Origin of the sequence: Streptomyces sp. NPDC006393 (assembly GCF_040628575.1) — a bacterium.
Taxonomy (GTDB): Bacteria; Actinomycetota; Actinomycetes; order Streptomycetales; family Streptomycetaceae; genus Streptomyces.
Genome location: NZ_JBEXZD010000096.1, coordinates 1 through 16,011 on the forward strand (window position 1 = coordinate 1; position 16,011 = coordinate 16,011).

At 71.7% G+C, this 16,011-nt stretch carries 14 protein-coding genes; 9 read left to right on the forward strand and 5 right to left on the reverse strand.

Annotation, left to right across the window (positions count from 1 at the left end; genetic code table 11):
- Positions 1 to 125: 125 nt before the first annotated feature.
- A complete protein-coding gene (locus tag ABZ484_RS29700) occupies positions 126 to 1,520 on the reverse strand; it encodes a family 43 glycosylhydrolase (RefSeq protein WP_358869006.1) in 1,395 nt (464 codons plus the stop codon).
- A gap of 483 nt (positions 1,521 to 2,003) precedes the next feature.
- On the opposite strand from ABZ484_RS29700, the gene ABZ484_RS29705 reads away from it, so the two are divergent.
- From ABZ484_RS29705 to ABZ484_RS29730, 6 genes are read left to right on the forward strand one after another with little or no spacing between them, the layout of a single operon-like run.
- Entirely contained in the window at positions 2,004 to 3,269 is a 1,266-nt protein-coding gene (locus ABZ484_RS29705; RefSeq protein WP_358869007.1) for an ROK family transcriptional regulator, read from the forward strand.
- Complete coding sequence (locus tag ABZ484_RS29710; RefSeq protein ID WP_358869008.1) at positions 3,256 to 4,125, forward strand: ABC transporter permease; 870 nt, start codon at positions 3,256 to 3,258, stop codon at positions 4,123 to 4,125. Before ABZ484_RS29705 ends, ABZ484_RS29710 begins: the two co-directional genes overlap by 14 nt.
- On the forward strand, positions 4,122 to 4,928 hold the full coding sequence (locus ABZ484_RS29715; RefSeq protein WP_358869009.1) for an ABC transporter ATP-binding protein: 807 nt from the start codon (positions 4,122 to 4,124) through the stop codon (positions 4,926 to 4,928). The genes ABZ484_RS29710 and ABZ484_RS29715 overlap by 4 nt, the downstream gene beginning before the upstream one ends.
- Positions 4,929 to 4,947: 19 nt before the next feature.
- Entirely contained in the window at positions 4,948 to 5,949 is a 1,002-nt protein-coding gene (locus tag ABZ484_RS29720; RefSeq protein WP_358869010.1) for an aliphatic sulfonate ABC transporter substrate-binding protein, read from the forward strand.
- Positions 5,946 to 7,472 carry a sulfatase-like hydrolase/transferase gene (locus tag ABZ484_RS29725; RefSeq protein WP_358869011.1) on the forward strand — a complete coding sequence of 509 codons (1,527 nt, stop codon included), beginning with the start codon at positions 5,946 to 5,948 and terminating at the stop codon, positions 7,470 to 7,472. Before ABZ484_RS29720 ends, ABZ484_RS29725 begins: the two co-directional genes overlap by 4 nt.
- A 31-nt stretch (positions 7,473 to 7,503) precedes the next feature.
- Positions 7,504 to 8,475, forward strand: coding sequence for a formylglycine-generating enzyme family protein (locus tag ABZ484_RS29730; protein WP_358869012.1), 972 nt, complete (start codon positions 7,504 to 7,506; stop codon positions 8,473 to 8,475).
- Positions 8,476 to 8,513: 38 nt separating this feature from the next.
- Here ABZ484_RS29730 and ABZ484_RS29735 read toward each other — a convergent pair whose 3' ends face one another.
- Entirely contained in the window at positions 8,514 to 9,992 is a 1,479-nt protein-coding gene (locus tag ABZ484_RS29735; RefSeq protein ID WP_358869013.1) for an MFS transporter, read from the reverse strand.
- A gap of 268 nt (positions 9,993 to 10,260) precedes the next feature.
- Between ABZ484_RS29735 and ABZ484_RS29740 the strand changes: the two genes are divergently transcribed.
- On the forward strand, positions 10,261 to 11,193 hold the full coding sequence (locus tag ABZ484_RS29740; protein WP_358869014.1) for a helix-turn-helix domain-containing protein: 933 nt from the start codon (positions 10,261 to 10,263) through the stop codon (positions 11,191 to 11,193).
- Between the two features lie 359 nt (positions 11,194 to 11,552).
- Here ABZ484_RS29740 and ABZ484_RS29745 read toward each other — a convergent pair whose 3' ends face one another.
- Entirely contained in the window at positions 11,553 to 12,587 is a 1,035-nt protein-coding gene (locus ABZ484_RS29745; protein ID WP_358869031.1) for an RNA polymerase subunit sigma-70, read from the reverse strand.
- A 156-nt stretch (positions 12,588 to 12,743) separates the two neighbouring features.
- Between ABZ484_RS29745 and ABZ484_RS29750 the strand changes: the two genes are divergently transcribed.
- Both ABZ484_RS29750 and ABZ484_RS29755 read left to right on the forward strand, forming a co-directional pair.
- On the forward strand, positions 12,744 to 13,466 hold the full coding sequence (locus tag ABZ484_RS29750; protein ID WP_358869015.1) for an SDR family NAD(P)-dependent oxidoreductase: 723 nt from the start codon (positions 12,744 to 12,746) through the stop codon (positions 13,464 to 13,466).
- Between the two features lie 349 nt (positions 13,467 to 13,815).
- Positions 13,816 to 14,904, forward strand: coding sequence for a sulfite oxidase (locus ABZ484_RS29755; protein WP_358869016.1), 1,089 nt, complete (start codon positions 13,816 to 13,818; stop codon positions 14,902 to 14,904).
- Between the two features lie 24 nt (positions 14,905 to 14,928).
- On the opposite strand, the gene ABZ484_RS29760 is transcribed toward ABZ484_RS29755, so the two are convergent.
- Together ABZ484_RS29760 and ABZ484_RS29765 are read right to left on the reverse strand one after the other, a co-directional pair.
- On the reverse strand, positions 14,929 to 15,609 hold the full coding sequence (locus tag ABZ484_RS29760) for an NAD(P)H-dependent oxidoreductase (protein WP_358869017.1): 681 nt from the start codon (positions 15,607 to 15,609) through the stop codon (positions 14,929 to 14,931).
- A gap of 34 nt (positions 15,610 to 15,643) precedes the next feature.
- Positions 15,644 to 15,994 (reverse strand): metalloregulator ArsR/SmtB family transcription factor, encoded by a 351-nt coding sequence (locus tag ABZ484_RS29765; RefSeq protein WP_358869018.1) that lies wholly within the window; start codon positions 15,992 to 15,994, stop codon positions 15,644 to 15,646.
- Between the last annotated feature and the right edge of the window lie 17 nt (positions 15,995 to 16,011).

Here is a 16,011-nt window from a genome sequence, read left to right on the forward strand (position 1 = left end):
CCTCCCGAGCTCGAACATCCCGGCCAGCTCACCCGTGGAGCGCGGCCCTTCACGCAGGCTTTCCAGCAGTTTGCGACGCACTGGGTTGGCCAGAACGCCGAACACGTCGGCAGGCATGAGGAAAACTATAGGTCGGAGATTCCCGACGCGTCAAAGATTTCCGACGCATCATTTCCGACGGGACTGACCGTGTGACCGTGGTTCCGGCGCTTCACGTACAGCCGATGCCGCGCCGGCCCGGTCCACTCCAGCCGTACGACACCGGGCACGGCGGACTGGCCGATGCGTGAGGCGTCCGACCAGTAGCCGAAGTTAGGGTTGCGGAAGAAGGTCGCCCACAGACCGCCGTGATGGTCCGCGAAGAAGTTGTTGTGGCCGATGCCCACACCCGCGGTCCACCGCTCGGAGTACGGGCCCTCCAAGGTGTCCGCGACGGCGACGACCGCGTCGTACTGGTACTGCGTACGGCCCGGGCCGCCGGTGTCGTAGGCGTACCGTGCGCTGCCGTCGGGATTGACCGATGTCCAGTCCCATGCGGTCTGGACGAGGTAGTACTTGCCCGCGTACCTGAACACGTACACACCCTCGCGGTACGGCTCCGGCGAGTAGGGCGCCTGCCGGAACCTCGGGAGGTTCGTGGCCGGGACGATGTCCTCCATGTCGTCCCGGAACCTGGCGTACAGGTCGTTGTGCAGCACCAGCCAGGCGTCGTCGCCCTCGGAGTAGAGGCTGCCGTCGATGTGGTGGTAGGCGCCGGGCTCGATGAACTTCGGCCCTCCGATGAACGGGTCGCCGAAGGGCTTGTCGTGGTTTCCCTCGGCGAGCCGGTACGGACCCTCGATCCCGCCCTCGCTCACGAGGAGGAACGAGCCGACCTTGCGGGAGTGGTCTCCCATGCACGCGACGATGTACCACGTGCCGCGGAAGTAGTGCAGCTCCGGGGCCCAGACCTCGCCGCGCTTGCCGAACCGGTCGTCGTACCAATATTCCTGCCACGGAGCCACGACCGTACGTCCGGGGCGGTTCTCACCGGCGAACTCGGGCGACCACACCTTGCCCCGCTCGGCACCGGGCCGGACGCCGGTCGTGTCGACCAGCCTCCACGGCCCCTTGAGGGACGGGGACACCCAGACGAAGATGCCGTCGTTCCAGGGGGCGGCCGCCTCCAGTCCCGGCACGCGTGTGGTGCCGGTGGCGACGTAGACCGGGCGGCCGTCGACCACGAAGCAGTTGACGTAGGTGTCCCGCATCCAGACCTGGCCGCGCTCCTCGTCACGGGGGCGCAGTTCGAGCGGGAGGACGAAGGAGTTGTCCTCACGCGGCCACAGGTCCAGCCGGGTGTCGGCGAGGCCGTAGGGCTCCGGGTCGGGCCAGTTCGACGGGTGGCGGGCGGTCGAGGCGGCCTCCCCCGGCCCAGGCGCCGCCTGCGCGGCGGCCGCGGGCAGGGCGACCGCCGCTCCGAGGCCTGCGACGCCGGCCAGCAGAGTCCGTCGGTGCAACCCGTTCTGGGTGCTGGTCATCAGTCTTCTCCTTCGCCGTCCGGGATGCCGGTGCCATGCCGGCGTGCCGTCCCTGGCCGGCACGCCGGACAGCATGGGAAGGGACATTTTTTCCGTCAACACCCCGAACAAATCATCCCGGGCGTCCGAGGCCTCGATGCCCGCATGTGGCGCGGTGTTTCCGCAGGTCCCGCGAGGGCCCGGCCGACCGGTCAGGATGGTCACGATTGGGTAACGCGCGGTGCGTGGCGTGACAGACCGGGGGTGCGCCGACGGCAGCGCCCGGACTCGTACACAGCCGCCTCCCGGCCCGGTGTGGAAGGGAACGTGCAGGTCAATGGCCCTTCCTGAGGCGACGATGCACGGCCTTGCGGCACGACGCCGCCACGCACACCAAGACGGGCCCGCGGGTGTCCCCAGTCCCGGCCCGACACCGAGCACCTCCCCGCACTTTTTTCTGTCGGAGTGTTGACGGAATTTTCCGGCCTCCCTACGTTGACCGCCATGCAGATGCCCACCGGAGTGCACGCACTGGTCAGGCGGACCCATGAGGACCGCGTGCTGCGCGCACTGCAGGAGAACGGAGCCATGAGCCGCGGCGAGATCGCCCGGGTCGTCGGCCTGTCCCGCACCACTCTCTCCGAGATCACCGGCAGCCTCCTCCAGCGAGGCGCCATCGTCGTCGTGGACACCGACGCCTCCCGACGCGAGGGCAGCGGCCGGCCGGCCGAGCGGCTGGCGCTCGACCCGGCGTCGGCGCAGTTCATGGGCGTCGACTTCGGCCACCGGCGCGTCCACGTCGTCATCGCCGACGCCTCGCACGAGGTCATGGCCTCCGGGTCCGTCCGGTACGACGACACGGCGTCCTGGCCGACGCGGACCGAGCTGGCTCTCGGCCTGGTCGACCGGCTGAGTGCCGACGCCGGCGTCCACTTCGGGGCGCTCCAGGGCATCGGCATCGGCGTGCCGGGACCGTACCCGGCGCCGGACGGAACGGCCTGGCCTCGCGCCGCGTCGGGGACGACGGTGCTCCGCCCGGCCCCGGACGGCGTCGACGTGGCCTTCGCCGAACGCTTCGACGCGCCGGTGATCGTCGACAACAACACCCGCCTCGCCGCCCTCGCCGAGGCCATCAGCGGCGCCGACAGCGTGGCCGACCTGGTGTACGTACGCCTGTCCGACGGTGTCGGCGGCGGACTCGTCGTCGGCGGCCAACTGGTCACCGGATCCGCCGGACTGGCCGGCGAACTCGGCCACGTCACCGTCGAACCGGCGGGCCGGCCCTGCCGGTGCGGCAAGCGCGGCTGCCTGGAGACCGTGGCCTCGGTCCCCGGGATCCTCGCCGCCTGCTGGGAGTTCGGTCTCCGCCTGGAGAACCTCCAGGACCTGGCGGCCGCCGTGGCCGGCGCACACCCGGTCGCGGACCGGGTGCTGCGCGAGGCGGCCGCAGCGCTGGGACGCGTGGTCGGAGCGGCGACGATGACCCTCAATCCGGCGAAGGTCGTCATCGGCGGCGAGATCACCCGGCTGGCGCCCGTCATCGTGGAACAGGTCGCCGCCACCCTCGCCGGTGAGCTCTTCCCGATCGTGTCGGCCGGTCCCGTGGTCGAGGCGGCACGGCTCTCCGACGACGACGGCGCCCTCGGCGCGCTCGCCGCGGTCTTCCACAGTTCCCCCCTCCTGGCGAGGTATCCGGAAACCGCCGAAGTGCAGGGCGGTTCCCGCGTACGCAACTCCACCGACGAAGGAGCCGCCCATGTCCGTCCTTGACAAGCAGGGCGCCGGCCGGCGAGACCCCGTACCCGAGAAGACATCCGGAACGTCCGCCGACTCCGATGGCGCGGCCGGCACCAGGACGGCACCGCGGCGCTGGCCGTCGGGCCGGCGATGGAGGTCCGCGGCCCTGAACGCCGTGTCCGTCGCGCTGGGCATCGCGATCTGGTGGATCCTGGCCGCCGCGGGCTTCAAACTGCCGACGCCGCCGGAGGTCGTCGGCCGGGCCAGGACCCTGATCGACAACGGGACGCTCGGCGAGGACGTGGTCGCCAGTCTGACCCGCGTGCTCATCGGCTTCGCCCTCGGCACCGCCGTGGCGGTCCCGGTCGGCTTCCTCATGGGCTGGTACGGCGTACTGCGCAGCCTGATCGAGCCCTGGATCCAGTTCTTCCGGACCATTCCACCGCTGGCGATCATCCCGCTGGCCGTCGTGGTCATGGGCATCGACGAGACACCGAAGGTCTTCGTCATCTTCCTGGCCGCGTTCCTCGCGTGCGTCATCTCCACGTTCCAGGGCGTGGTCGACGTCGACCGCACGCTGATCAACGCCGCCCGCGTCCTGGGAGCCAGGGACCTGGTCATCTTCGCCCGGGTCGTGGTCCCCGCCTCCACGCCGTTCATCCTCGTGGGCATGCGGGTGGGCCTCGGCTCGGCCTGGGCGACCCTGGTCGCCGCCGAACTGGTCGCGGCGCAGCAGGGCCTCGGCTACCGGATGCAGAACGCCGAGCTCTACTACGACCTTCCGACGATCTTCGTCGGACTCATCTCGATCGGGATCCTCGGTCTGCTCATGGACCGCATCCTCCTCCTCGCAGAACGCAAGCTCACCGGATGGCAGGAACGCCGATGACCAGTACCGCGGCCAAGATCTCCGTCCAGGGCGTCACCAAGACCTTCGCACTGGGACGCACCACGTTCACCGCCCTCGACGACCTCTCCCTCGACATCGCGGACAACGAGTTCGTCACCGTCGTCGGCCCCTCGGGCTGCGGCAAGAGCACCCTGCTGAACGTCCTCGCCGGCCTGGAGGAGCCGACCACCGGCCGGGCCCTGGTCGACGGCGTACCGGTGTCCGGGCCGGGACCCGAGCGCGGTGTGATCTTCCAGCAGTACGCCCTCTTCCCCTGGCTGACCGTCCGGCAGAACGTCGAGTTCGGGCTGCGGACCGCGGGCGTGCCCAGGGCCGAACGCCGCCGGCGCGCGGAGCACTTCATCAACCTGGTGGGGCTCGAACAGTTCGCCGACGCGCTCCCCAAGACGCTCTCCGGCGGCATGCGGCAGCGGTGCGCCATCGCCCGGGCCTATGCCGTGGGTCCCTCGATCCTGCTGATGGACGAACCGTTCGGCGCGCTCGACGCCCTGACCCGGGTCAAGCTCCAGGAGCAGCTCCTCGACACCTGGAGCAAGGAGAAGCGCACCGTCCTGTTCATCACGCACGACGTCGACGAGGCCGTCTTCCTGGCGAACCGCGTGATCGTCATGGCCGCCCGGCCGGGACGCGTGTACGACGTCATCGACGTCCACTGGGACGGCACGCGTGACGAGGACTTCCGCCTCAGCCCGGAGTTCGCCGCCCTGCGCAACCGCGTGTGGCACTCCGTCTACCACCAGGACGGCCGCACGGCCGCCCCCCAGCCATCGACGACGATCTGACCGGAAGGACATCCCACCCATGCCGCTCACGACCTCCCGCAGAGGGTTCACCGCAGCGGTCGCAGGCCTGGCCGCCGCCGCTCTCCTGACCGGCTGCGGCAGCGACTCCTCTTCCGGCAAAGGCGGGGAGAAGGTACGCATCGGCTACATCGGCGACTTCAACGGCACCAGTCTGATCGCCATCGCCGACGCCAAGGGCCTGTGGGCCAAGCACGGCCTCTCCGCCGAGACCAAGGTCTTCACCAACGGCCCGCTCCAGATCCAGGCCCTGGGCACCGACAACCTCGACCTCGGATACATCGGCCCCGGCGCGATGTGGCTGCCCGCCTCCGGCAAGGCCAAGGTCGTCGCGATCAACACCCTCGGCAACGCCGACCGCGTCATCGCCCAGCCCGGCATCACCTCGATGCAACAGCTCAAGGGCAAGACCGTCGCCGTGCCCGAGGGCACCTCCGGCGACATGATCCTCACCCTCGCCCTGGAGAAGGCGGGGATGAAGAAGAGCGACGTCAAGACCGTGCCGATGGACCCGTCGACCATCGTCTCGGCCTTCTCCTCGAAGAAGGTCGACGCCGCCGGCTTCTGGTACCCGGCGGCCGCGACCATCAAGAAGCAGGTGCCGGGCATGGTCGAACTGGCGAAGAACTCCGACTTCGCCGACCAGGTCTCCTTCCCGACGGCCTTCGTCGCCGGCAACGGGTTCGTCTCCAAGCAGCCCGCGAAGGCGAAGAAGGTCCTCGCCGTGCTGCGGGAGGCGATCGCCTACCGCTCCGCGCACACCGACGAGGCCATCAAGCTCACCGCCGACAAGCTCGGCATCCCCGAGGCGCAGGTGAAGGCGGACGCCGCCAACGTCGAGCTGCTCGACGTGAACAAGCTGGACGCGCTGACCAAGGACGGCACCATCGACAAGTGGCTGAAGGGCATGAACGACTACTTCGTCCAGGCGGGCAAACTCGATCACCCGCTCGACCCGAAGAGCTACTACACCGGCGACCTCTTCACGGGAGCGGGCCAGTGACCGCTGCCGACACGTCGAGCCGCTCCAGGAAGAACGTCCTCTTCCTCATGACCGACCAGCACCGGGCGGACACCCTCGGCGCCTACGGCAACCCCCTCGCGCACACTCCCGTCCTGGACGAACTCGCCGCCACGGGAACCCGCTTCGACCGCTGGTACACCCCCACCGCGATCTGCACCCCGGCCCGGGCCAGCCTGCTGACCGGTCAGGCGCCCTTCCGGCACAGACTGCTGGCCAACCACGAACGCAACGTCGGCTACCTCGAGGACCTGGCCGAGGACCAGTTCACCTTCTCCCGTGCACTGAGGGAGCACGGCTACAACTGCGGCCTCATCGGCAAGTGGCACGCCGGCAACCGGCTGACGGCGGCCGACTACGGCTTCGACGGCCCCGAGCTGCCCGGCTGGCACAACCCGGTGGACCATCCCGACTACCTCGCCTACCTCGCCGAACGCGGTCTGCCGCCCTACGAGATCAGCGACCGTGTCCGCGGCGTCCTGCCCAACGGCGGCCCCGGCAACCTTCTCGCCGCCCGGCTGCACCAGCCGGTCGAGGCCACCTTCGAGCACTACCTGGCCACCCGGGCCATAGAGCAGCTCGAACAGTACGCCGCCGACTCCCGCGAGCACGGCCGGCCGTTCTTCCTCGCGCTGCATTTCTTCGGGCCGCACCTGCCCTACATCCTCCCCGACGAGTACTTCGACCTGGTCGACCCGGCGGACGTGGAACTGCCCCGGTCCATCGCGGAGACCTTCCAGGGCAAGCCTCCGGTGCAGCGCAACTACAGCGCGCACTGGACCTTCGACACCATGCCCATCGAGACGACCCGCAAGCTGATCGCCGTCTACTGGGGCTATGTGGCGCTGATCGACCGGCAGATCGGGCGCGTCATGGAAGCCATGGAGCGGCTGGGGCTCGTGGACGACACGGCCGTGTTCTTCACCTGCGACCACGGCGAGTTCACCGGCTCCCACCGGCTGCACGACAAGGGCCCCGCGATGTACGAGGACATCTACCGCACACCCGGCCTGCTCCGTGTCCCGGGCGCCCCCGGCGGTGTCGTACGGTCCGAGTTCGTCAGCCTGCTCGACTGCACCGCGACCATCCTGGACCTGGCCGGCATCGACCCGAAACCGGCGACCGACTCGCGCAGCCTGCTGCCGCTCGTCCACGGCGAGGCGGTGGAGTGGGAAGAGGACATCGTCTGCGAGTTCCACGGCCACCACTTCCCGTACCCGCAGCGCATGCTGCGCGAGGACCGCTACAAGCTCGTGGTCAATCCGGACTCGGTCAACGAGCTCTACGACCTCGTGACCGACCCGGACGAACTCCAGAACGTCTACGCCCATCCCGAACACGCGGAGGTCCGCTCACGGATGATGCGCCGCCTGTACGACGTCCTGCGGGAACGCGGCGACAACTTCTACCACTGGATGACGTCGATGTACGACGTCGGCGAGGTGGCGCACGACCCGACCCTGAGCGGGCTCGACGAGTCCACCTACCACCGGCGGCAGCCGTGACGGCCGGCCCCCCGATCGAGGACCTCGACCCATGACCCGCGAGCACCACTCCTGCTGCACGCCCTCCGGCGGACCGGCAGCCGTCGCCGTACCTCCGCCGGAAGCACCGCAGGCGCCGCGCCCCGCCGCCGTCAAGCGCTCGACCCGCGGACAGGTCCGCCTGCCCGGTGGTGAGTTCGCCATGGGCGACGCGTTCGGCGAGGGCTACCCCGCCGACGGCGAGACCCCCGTGCACACGGTGCGCCTCACGCCCTTCCACATCGACGAGACCGCCGTCACCAACGCCCAGTTCGCCACCTTCGTCAAGGCCACCGGCCACGTGACCGACGCCGAACGCTACGGCTCCTCGGCGGTCTTCCACCTCGTGGTCACCGCTCCGTCGGCCGACATCCTCGGCACCGCCGCCGGAACCCCCTGGTGGATCAACGTCCGGGGCGCCCACTGGCGCCGCCCGGAGGGGGCCGGCTCCGACATCACCGGCCGCCAGAACCACCCCGTCGTCCATGTCTCCTGGAACGACGCGACCGCCTACGCACAGTGGGCCGGCAAGCGCCTGCCCACCGAGGCGGAGTGGGAGTACGCCGCACGCGGCGGCCTGCCCGGCCGCCGCTACGCCTGGGGTGACGAGCTCACCCCCGACGGCCGGTGGCGCTGCAACATCTGGCAGGGACGCTTTCCCCACACCAACACGGCCGAGGACGGCTACGTCACCACGGCGCCGGTCAAGTCCTACCGTCCCAACGGCTTCGGCCTGTGGAACACCGCCGGAAACGTGTGGGAATGGTGCTCCGACTGGTTCTCGGCCTCCTACTACGGCCAGTCGCCCGTGCAGGACCCGCACGGCCCGGACACCGGCGCCGCACGGGTCCTGCGCGGCGGCTCCTACCTGTGCCACGACTCCTACTGCAACCGCTACCGGGTCGCCGCCCGCTCCTCCAACACCCCGGAGTCCTCCTCCGGCAACCTCGGCTTCCGCTGCGCCAACGACGCCTCCGCGCGGTGACCGAACGGGCCTGTGCCGCGCACGTGGCCGACGCGACGTCAGCCGCGAGGCAGGCACAGCCGGGAGACGGCGGTGGTGGCCAGGAGGAGGGCCCCGACGGCGAGGAGGCCGACGCGCATGCCGTCCAGGGAGAAGGCGCCGCCGGGGCCGGCGAGCAGGCTGCCGAAGAGGGCGACGGCGAGCGCGCCGCCCGTCTGACGAAGGGAGTTGAGCAGTCCGGAGGCGGTCCCCGCGCGCTCCCCGGGGACCGCGTCCATCAGCAGCGCGGTCAGCGCCGGCACCGCCATGGCACCGCCGACGCTCAGCGGCAGCAGCAGGATCAGCACCAGCCACAGCGGCGTGTGCGCGGCCAGCGGCAGCAGGGCCACCATCGCTCCGGCGAAGACCAGCTGACCGACGACGATCACCGCCCGCCGCCCGATCCGCTCCGCCAGCCGCGGCGAGACGAGGTTGGTCCCCGTCACCACCGCCGACATCGGGACGAACATCAGCCCGGCGGTGACCGCCGACATCCCGCGCAGCTGCTGGTAGTACAGCCCGAGGAGGAAGATCCCGCCGTAGAAGGCCGCGTTGACGGCGAATCCGACCGCGAGCGCGACCGCCACCCGGCGGTCCCTCAGCATCGCCAGCGGCACCATGGGCCGGCGGTGCCGGGACTCCACCACGACGAAGGCGTACCCGGAACCGACGGCGAGCGCCGCGGCCGCGAGCACAGGAACGCTGGTCCAGCCCAGGTGACCGCCCTCGATGCCCGCGAAGGCCAGCCCGGCCAGGGCCAGTACGGCCGTGAGCTGGCCGGCGGCGTCCAGCGCGGCCGGCCGGCGCGGGGAGCGCGGCACCCGGGCCAGCAGGCCCAGAATCACCGCGCCGACCGGGAGGTTGAGCAGGAAGACCGCCCGCCAGCCGGCCCAGTCGGTGAGCAGCCCGCCCAGCACCGGGCCGGCGGCCATCGCCACCGAGCCGCCGACCGTCCACAGCGCGATGGCGCGGGCGCGGGCCCGGGCGTCGTCGTAGGCCTGCCGGATCAGCGCCAGCGAGGCGGGCATCACCACCGCGGCGGCCCCGCCCTGCGCCACGCGCGCGGCGACCAGCACGCCGATCCCGGGGGCGAGCGCGCAGCCGAGGGAGGCGACGGTGAACAGGGCGACGCCCCAGGCGTAGGCGCGGCGCGCGCCGGCGCGGTCGGCGAGGGCACCGGCGGAGAGCATCAGCGCCGCGAACATCAGGGTGTAGGCGTCCACCACCCACTGGAGCCCTGCCATCCCCCCGCTGAGCGAGTCCCGGATGGCGGGCAGGGCGATGTTCACGGCCGACACGTCGATGGTGATCACGGTGAAGCCGAGGAGCGAAGCGACCAGCTCGACGCCGCCGCGCCGCGGAGCGGTGGGGACGTCGCCGGGCGGCGCGGACGGTCGGGCCCGGCCCGGCCCGCGTCGCCGGGGCGCGGGCGTGTGCGGCTCGGTGCCGCGCTCGTCGGCGGACACGGCGCTGGAGGACGGGTGAGGGGCGATGGGCATGGTGAGCTCCTCGGAGACGGCAGGCCCGGCCGACGTCCGTCAGGGATCGTCGGGCGGGCATCAGGGATCGTCGGGCGGGCGGTCGCGGCCGGCCGGGGCCGCGGTCCGGTGTCGGTCACCCCCTGGGCCCCGGCGGCCGGGCCGCCCGCTCCGGGATCGACTCTCCGCCCGACCGCGGCCACCCGGCAGACCGCGCCGTTCCCGGGTGCCGCGTTCCAGGCCCTGACACGGCCCCCCACGGTCCTGGCGCGCCTGAGACAATGGGCCCATGGCAGCAGCGGACGCGCGGGGCACGGAGCTCGGCAGGTATCTGAAGGCCCGCAGGGCGCAGGTGCGACCGGAGGAGGTCGGACTCCCCGCCGGCGCGGGCCTGCGCCGCACTCCGGGCCTGCGCCGGGAGGAACTGGCCGCGCTGGCCGGGGTGAGCGTCGACTACTACATCCGTCTGGAGCGCGGCCGCGAGACCAATCCCTCGCCCGCCGTCGTGGACGCCCTCGGCCGCGCCCTGCGGCTGCGCGGCGACGGCTACGAGCGTCTGCACGAGCTGGCGGAGCTGGCCTCCGGCCGGGTCTCCGAGCTCCCGGCCTGCTCGGACCACACGGTCCGGGGGTCCGTACTGCGGATGCTGGAGTCGGTGCGCCCCCTGCCCGCCTACGTGGTCAGCCGCTACAACCGCGTACTGGCCGCGAACCCGCCCGGCCGCAGGCTCCTGCCCGGCCTCTGGGACTGGCCCGAGGAGCAGCGCAATCTCACCCGCTACCTCTTCCTCCACCCCGTCGGCCGCACGCTCTACGAACCGTGGGAGGAGACGGTCGCCCACTCGGTGGCGCATCTGCGGGCGGTTGCGGGCGCCGACCCGGACGACCCCGAACTGACCGCGCTGGTCGGCGAACTGGTCCTGAAGTCACCCGACTTCGCGCGGCTGTGGGAGCGGTACGACGTCTGCGAGCGTGGAGGCGGGGAGAAGACGTTCCGGCATCCGAAGGCCGGGCGGATGACCCTGACGTACGAGGTCATGCGACTGGCCCGGACGGGTGGCCAGCGGATGGTGGTGTACCAGGCGGCCCCAGGCAGCGCGGACGAGGAGGCCATGTTCCGCCTGGAGTCCGCGGACGCCCGGCCGGAGTTCCCCGCAGGCCACCCGCAGCCGTCCCCGGCCACCGAGCCGTCCCGGGCCCCGGCCGCCGTCGCCGCCGGGTGAGGGCTTCGCCGGAGGCGACTGCACGGCGCGAAGGGGCCTGACCCTCGCGGAGAAGGCCGGTTTCCGCCCGCCGAGCGGGAGGACGGCACCTCGTAAGCCGGTCATGAGGGACCGTCGGCCCGGCACCGTATCGCGGTGCCGGGCGGGGCGTCCGGGGCGCGGCCTGAACGCGGCCACCGGAGAGCGCCGGACGGCGAGCCGGCGTGCCGCACGGGTCGGCAGAGCTTCATTCGGCTGCGCGGGACGCGCCTGCAGTCCTGGCTTCCTGCCCGGGTGAAGCACCGCCGGCCCGGGAAGGTCCTGGGCGGGTACGGGTCTCGGCGGGCGGTTGCCTGCCGCGGCATCGCAGGCCCGGAGGATCATCCGGCGCGCTCCTGCCGGTCTTCGTCGGGCAGCGTCAGGGGCAGCCCGAACAGCGGCAGCAGACCGTTGTCGCCGAAGTGGGTGATCGCGGAGATCCGGCCGTCCTCCAGGGTGAGCACCCCCATGCCGAACGCCTGCGCGACGGGCCGGTGGGAATCGCGGTAGTAGCAGCCGAACGCCGGCTGGCCGTTGGCCCGCGTCGGCACCAGGCGGAGCATCCCGCCGCCCCACCAGGCGCGGGTCCGGTAGAAGCGGGCGATCGCCGCGTGTCCCTGGTACTCCAGGGGCTCCGGCGGCATCGTCAGCCACGCGTCGTCGGTGAGCAGCGCCACGAGCCGGTCGACGTCGGAGTCCTCCATCGCGTCCACGAATCGCTGGACCAGCTCTCGTTCGCGCGGGGAGCGCGGGAGCGGCGCGCGGTCGCGGTCACGGGCGGGCCGCCCGCCGTCCAGGGCCGTCCGCGCCCGCTGCAGGGCGCTGTTCACGGAGACGCCGCTGCTGTCGAGCAGGTCGGCCACCTCGGCGGTGCGCAAGCCGAGCACGTCGCGCAGCACCAGGACCGCCCGCTGCCGCGGTGGCAGGCGCTGGAGCCCGGCCACGAACGCCAGCCCCAGCGCCTCCCTCGTCTCATAGCGGGCCTCCGGTCCCGGGGCACGGTCGGGCAGATCCTCCAGCAGCGTGTCCGGGTACGGCTCGAACCAGGCCGATGCCGAGCGGCGCGTCGGCTCGGGGACGTCGTCCTGGGGTCGGGTCGGCCGGCGTGGCTGCGGGCGACGGCCCGCATCGCGCAGCGCGTTCAGGCAGCGGTTGGTGGCGATGCGGTACAGCCAGGCGCGCACGGAGGCCCGCTCCCGGAATCCGTCGAGCCCGCGCCAGGCGGCGAAGAAGGTCTCCTGAACCGTGTCCTCCGCGTCCTGCACGGATCCGAGGATCCGGTAGCAGTGCGCCTGGATCTCACGCCGGTAGGGTTCGGTGAGTTCCCGGAATGCTTCCCCGTCACCCGACCGGGCACGGGCCAGGGCCGATTGCATCGCCACGACGTCCTCGCTTCGTCTCTGAGCCGTCCTCCTGATAGGGACACCGCCGGGTCCGAAAAGTCATCGGTGACTTCCGCGAGGCGGTCGTGTCTCAACCGGCGACCGCATTTCCACACCGCGTTCGCGCGCGGAACAAGGGAGATCATCACCATGACGAACATCGCGGGCAGCACGGTCCTGGTCACCGGCGGCAATCGGGGTATCGGCCGGAGTCTGGTCGAGGAGGCCCTGATCAGGGGTGCCGAGCGGGTCTACGTCGGTACCCGTGAGCCGCTGACCCACCGGGACGGGCGCGTCACCGCGGTGACCCTGGACGTGACCGAGCCGGATCAGCTGCGGCAGGCCGCTGCCGAGGTCGGGTCTCTCGACGTCCTGGTCAACAATGCCGGCATCGCCCTCTACGACAAGCTGGACGACCGTTGCGTCCTGGAACGGCACCTCGCCGTGAACCTCTTCGGCCTCTATGACGTGACCGGGGCGTTCCTGCCGCTGCTGCTGCGCTCCCGGGGAGCGATCGTCAACAACCTGTCGATCAACGGCCTTGCCGCCTTCCCGCTGGTCCCGGCCTACTCGATCTCGAAGGCGGCCGCGCTGTCCCTGACGCAGTCGCAGCGCGCCCTGCTGGCGGGGCGGGGTGTGCGCGTGCACGCCGTGCTGACCGGCCCCACCGACACCGACATGAGCCGCGGCCTCGACGCGCCGAAGGCGTCCGCGGAGTCGGTGGCGCGGGCCATCTTCGACGGGGTGGAGAAGGACGAGGAGGACATCTTCCCGGATCCCACGTCACAGGCCCTGGCCGAGGGCTGGCGCGGCGGTGTGGTCAAGGCCCTGGAGCGGCAGTCCGCCGAGCTGGCGGCGGCACAGCGCCCGTGACCACGGAGGACGGCCGGCGGCCGGGAACTCGTGCCGATCCGGTGTCTCCGGGCTGGCGGCCCAGCGCGGTCGCTGGGCAGACCCCGCCGTCCGTACCGCCATCGGAGCAGGTCGGCGACGAGCGGGCTGAGGCGTTTCGCTCACCGAGGGTGATGCGGCGCACCTGGTGACCGCGGCGGGCCGCCGGCGCCGGGATGTCAGGCGTGAGGCTGCCGGCGTGACCCCATTCGGTCCACCTCCTCGTGTCTCCACCCAGCCCCAGTACCCTGCGGCCGCCCCCGCCGTGCCGGGCCGGCCGAAGGCTGGTGCCGGGTGATGGGGCCGCGTCGTACGCGGGAACACATCCCATGTGAACGTATGGGACAAACGGGACGACATGGTGGTGCACGAGAGGGAACCGTTCAACGCCGAACCGCCGCGCGCCGCGCTCGCGGGGCTGCTGGAGACGCCCGTCGACGCCTTCTACAGCCGCAATCACGGCCCGGTTCCGGACATCGACGCGGCGGCGTGGCGCCTGCGCGTGGACGGTCTGGTCGAACGGGTGCTGGAGTTGTCGCTGGACGACCTGCGGACGCGGTTCCACGGGGCGGAGGTCGTGGCGACGCTGCAGAGCGCGGGCAACCGGCGGGCCGGGTTGACCGAGGTGCGTGACATTCCCGGCGAGGCGGCGTGGGGCCCGGGCGCCACCGCGACGGCCCGCTGGAGCGGGGTGCGGCTGGCCGATGTCCTCGCCGCGGCCGGTCCGGCGCCGCAGGCCCGGCATGTCGCGTTCGCCGCTCCGGACGTCTCCCGGCTCGCCGACCCGCCGCAGCCCTATGGTGGCTCCGTCCCGGTGGGCAAGGCGCTGGGACCGGAGGTGCTGCTGGCCTGGTCCATGAACGGCCGGCCGTTGCCCCGGGTGCACGGCGGGCCGTTGCGGGTGGTGGTGCCGGGCTGGATCGGTGCCCGCAGCGTCAAGTGGCTCACCGGCATCACGGCCCAGGACCAGCCGTCCGGAAACTACTTCCAGGCCACCGCCTACCGCGTCCTGCCGGCCGAGGCCGACCCGTCGAAGGCCGGGCCGGGTGAGGGCATCTCGCTGGGGCCCCTGGCGCTGAACTGCGCCGTTCTCAGCCCTGAGGACGGCGCGTGCCTGCCCTCGGGACCCACCGAGATCACCGGCTATGCGCTGGCCGGTGACGACCGCACCGTTGCGCGGGTCGACCTCTCGCTGGACGGCGGCGGCTCCTGGGTGCAGGCAGAAGTGGACGAGGCGCCCGGGCCATGGGTGTGGCAGCACTGGCGTACCCGCCTGACCCTCGGCCCAGGCGCGGTCGAGGTCACCGCCCGTGCGTGGGACTGCACGGCGGCGGCCATGCCGGAGTCCCCGGCGCATCTGTGGAACCCCAAGGGCTATGCCAACAACTCCTGGGAGAGAGTCCGCCTGACGTGCCGCTGATGTGCGGGACCGCGATCCACGAGGTCAGCGCACGGCGGTCGGCAGATCCGCCGCGACGAGGGCGACGGACTCTCGGACGGTGTCCAGCGCCGCTGTCCGTTCCTGGTCGGTCATGTGGGCCGGCCCGTAGGTGATCACGGGGTCCAGGACCCGGTAGCCGACGAACTCCAGCATGCCGCGGTGGATGTGGAACAGAAACTCGTTCATGGGGCCGAGGGCGCCGCCGGGTCGGAACGACTCACTGGACCCGCCGGTCGTGAGCAGCAGCATCGCGCGCTTCCCGGCGAGCGCCGCGTCGTCGAAGAGACCGTGGTCCCCGCCGAAGACCCCGCCCATCACGAAGACCCGGTCGATCCACCCCTTGAGGATGGCGGGCAGCGAGAACCACCACATCGGGAACGACAGCACGAGCAGATCGGCGGCGAGCAGCCGGTCGAGATGCTCCCCGACGGTCGTATCGAGCGACCCGTCCCTGACCGCGCGCATCTGCTCGGCCTGCGGCTTGAAGTGGCCGTCCACAGGTGCGAACTCCTGGCGGTCGAGGACCGGGGCCCATCCCTCGGCGTAGAGGTCGAGGACGTCGACCCGGTACCCGGCCTCACGCAGGGTCCGAGCCGCCGTGGTCATCTGGGCGGTGCTGAACGAGTGGGGCTCGGGGTGGGCGTGGACGATCAGGGCAACGGGGGCGGCATCGAAGGTCGACATGAGTCGATCGTATCGACATATTGCGATGTGTCAATCAGATGGTGTCGCCGAACGCCCGTGCCACCTGCGCCAGCCTCTCCTCGTCGCGCCGGTAGTGGGTCCACTTGCCCACCCGGGTGGGGCGGACGAGCCCCGCCCGCTCGAGCGTGCTCATGTAACTGGAGACGGTCGACTGCGCGAGCCCCGACTTCGCCTGGATGTGCGTGACACACACGCCGACCGACCGGCGGTCCGCGATCGGCTCGTACTCGCCGAAGTGCGCGTCGGGATCCTTCAGCCACTGCATGATCTGCAAACGGGCGGGGTTGCCGAGGGCCTTGAAGACCTCGATCAGATCACCCGCACCCGATTCCGTCGTCTCCGTCGTCTCCGTCGTCGCGGCCACGCGCCACCCCTCTCGCC

Bases quoted from the DNA above. Each gene is read 5' to 3' on its own strand.
- ABZ484_RS29700 (WP_358869006.1), bottom strand. From the start codon at position 1,520: ATGACCAGCACCCAGAACGGGTTGCACCGACGGACTCTGCTGGCCGGC.
- ABZ484_RS29705 (WP_358869007.1), top strand. From the start codon at position 2,004: ATGCAGATGCCCACCGGAGTGCACGCACTGGTCAGGCGGACCCATGAG.
- ABZ484_RS29710 (WP_358869008.1), top strand. From the start codon at position 3,256: ATGTCCGTCCTTGACAAGCAGGGCGCCGGCCGGCGAGACCCCGTACCC.
- ABZ484_RS29715 (WP_358869009.1), top strand. From the start codon at position 4,122: ATGACCAGTACCGCGGCCAAGATCTCCGTCCAGGGCGTCACCAAGACC.
- ABZ484_RS29720 (WP_358869010.1), top strand. From the start codon at position 4,948: ATGCCGCTCACGACCTCCCGCAGAGGGTTCACCGCAGCGGTCGCAGGC.
- ABZ484_RS29730 (WP_358869012.1), top strand. From the start codon at position 7,504: ATGACCCGCGAGCACCACTCCTGCTGCACGCCCTCCGGCGGACCGGCA.
- ABZ484_RS29735 (WP_358869013.1), bottom strand. From the start codon at position 9,992: ATGCCCATCGCCCCTCACCCGTCCTCCAGCGCCGTGTCCGCCGACGAG.
- ABZ484_RS29740 (WP_358869014.1), top strand. From the start codon at position 10,261: ATGGCAGCAGCGGACGCGCGGGGCACGGAGCTCGGCAGGTATCTGAAG.
- ABZ484_RS29745 (WP_358869031.1), bottom strand. From the start codon at position 12,587: ATGCAATCGGCCCTGGCCCGTGCCCGGTCGGGTGACGGGGAAGCATTC.
- ABZ484_RS29750 (WP_358869015.1), top strand. From the start codon at position 12,744: ATGACGAACATCGCGGGCAGCACGGTCCTGGTCACCGGCGGCAATCGG.
- ABZ484_RS29760 (WP_358869017.1), bottom strand. From the start codon at position 15,609: ATGTCGACCTTCGATGCCGCCCCCGTTGCCCTGATCGTCCACGCCCAC.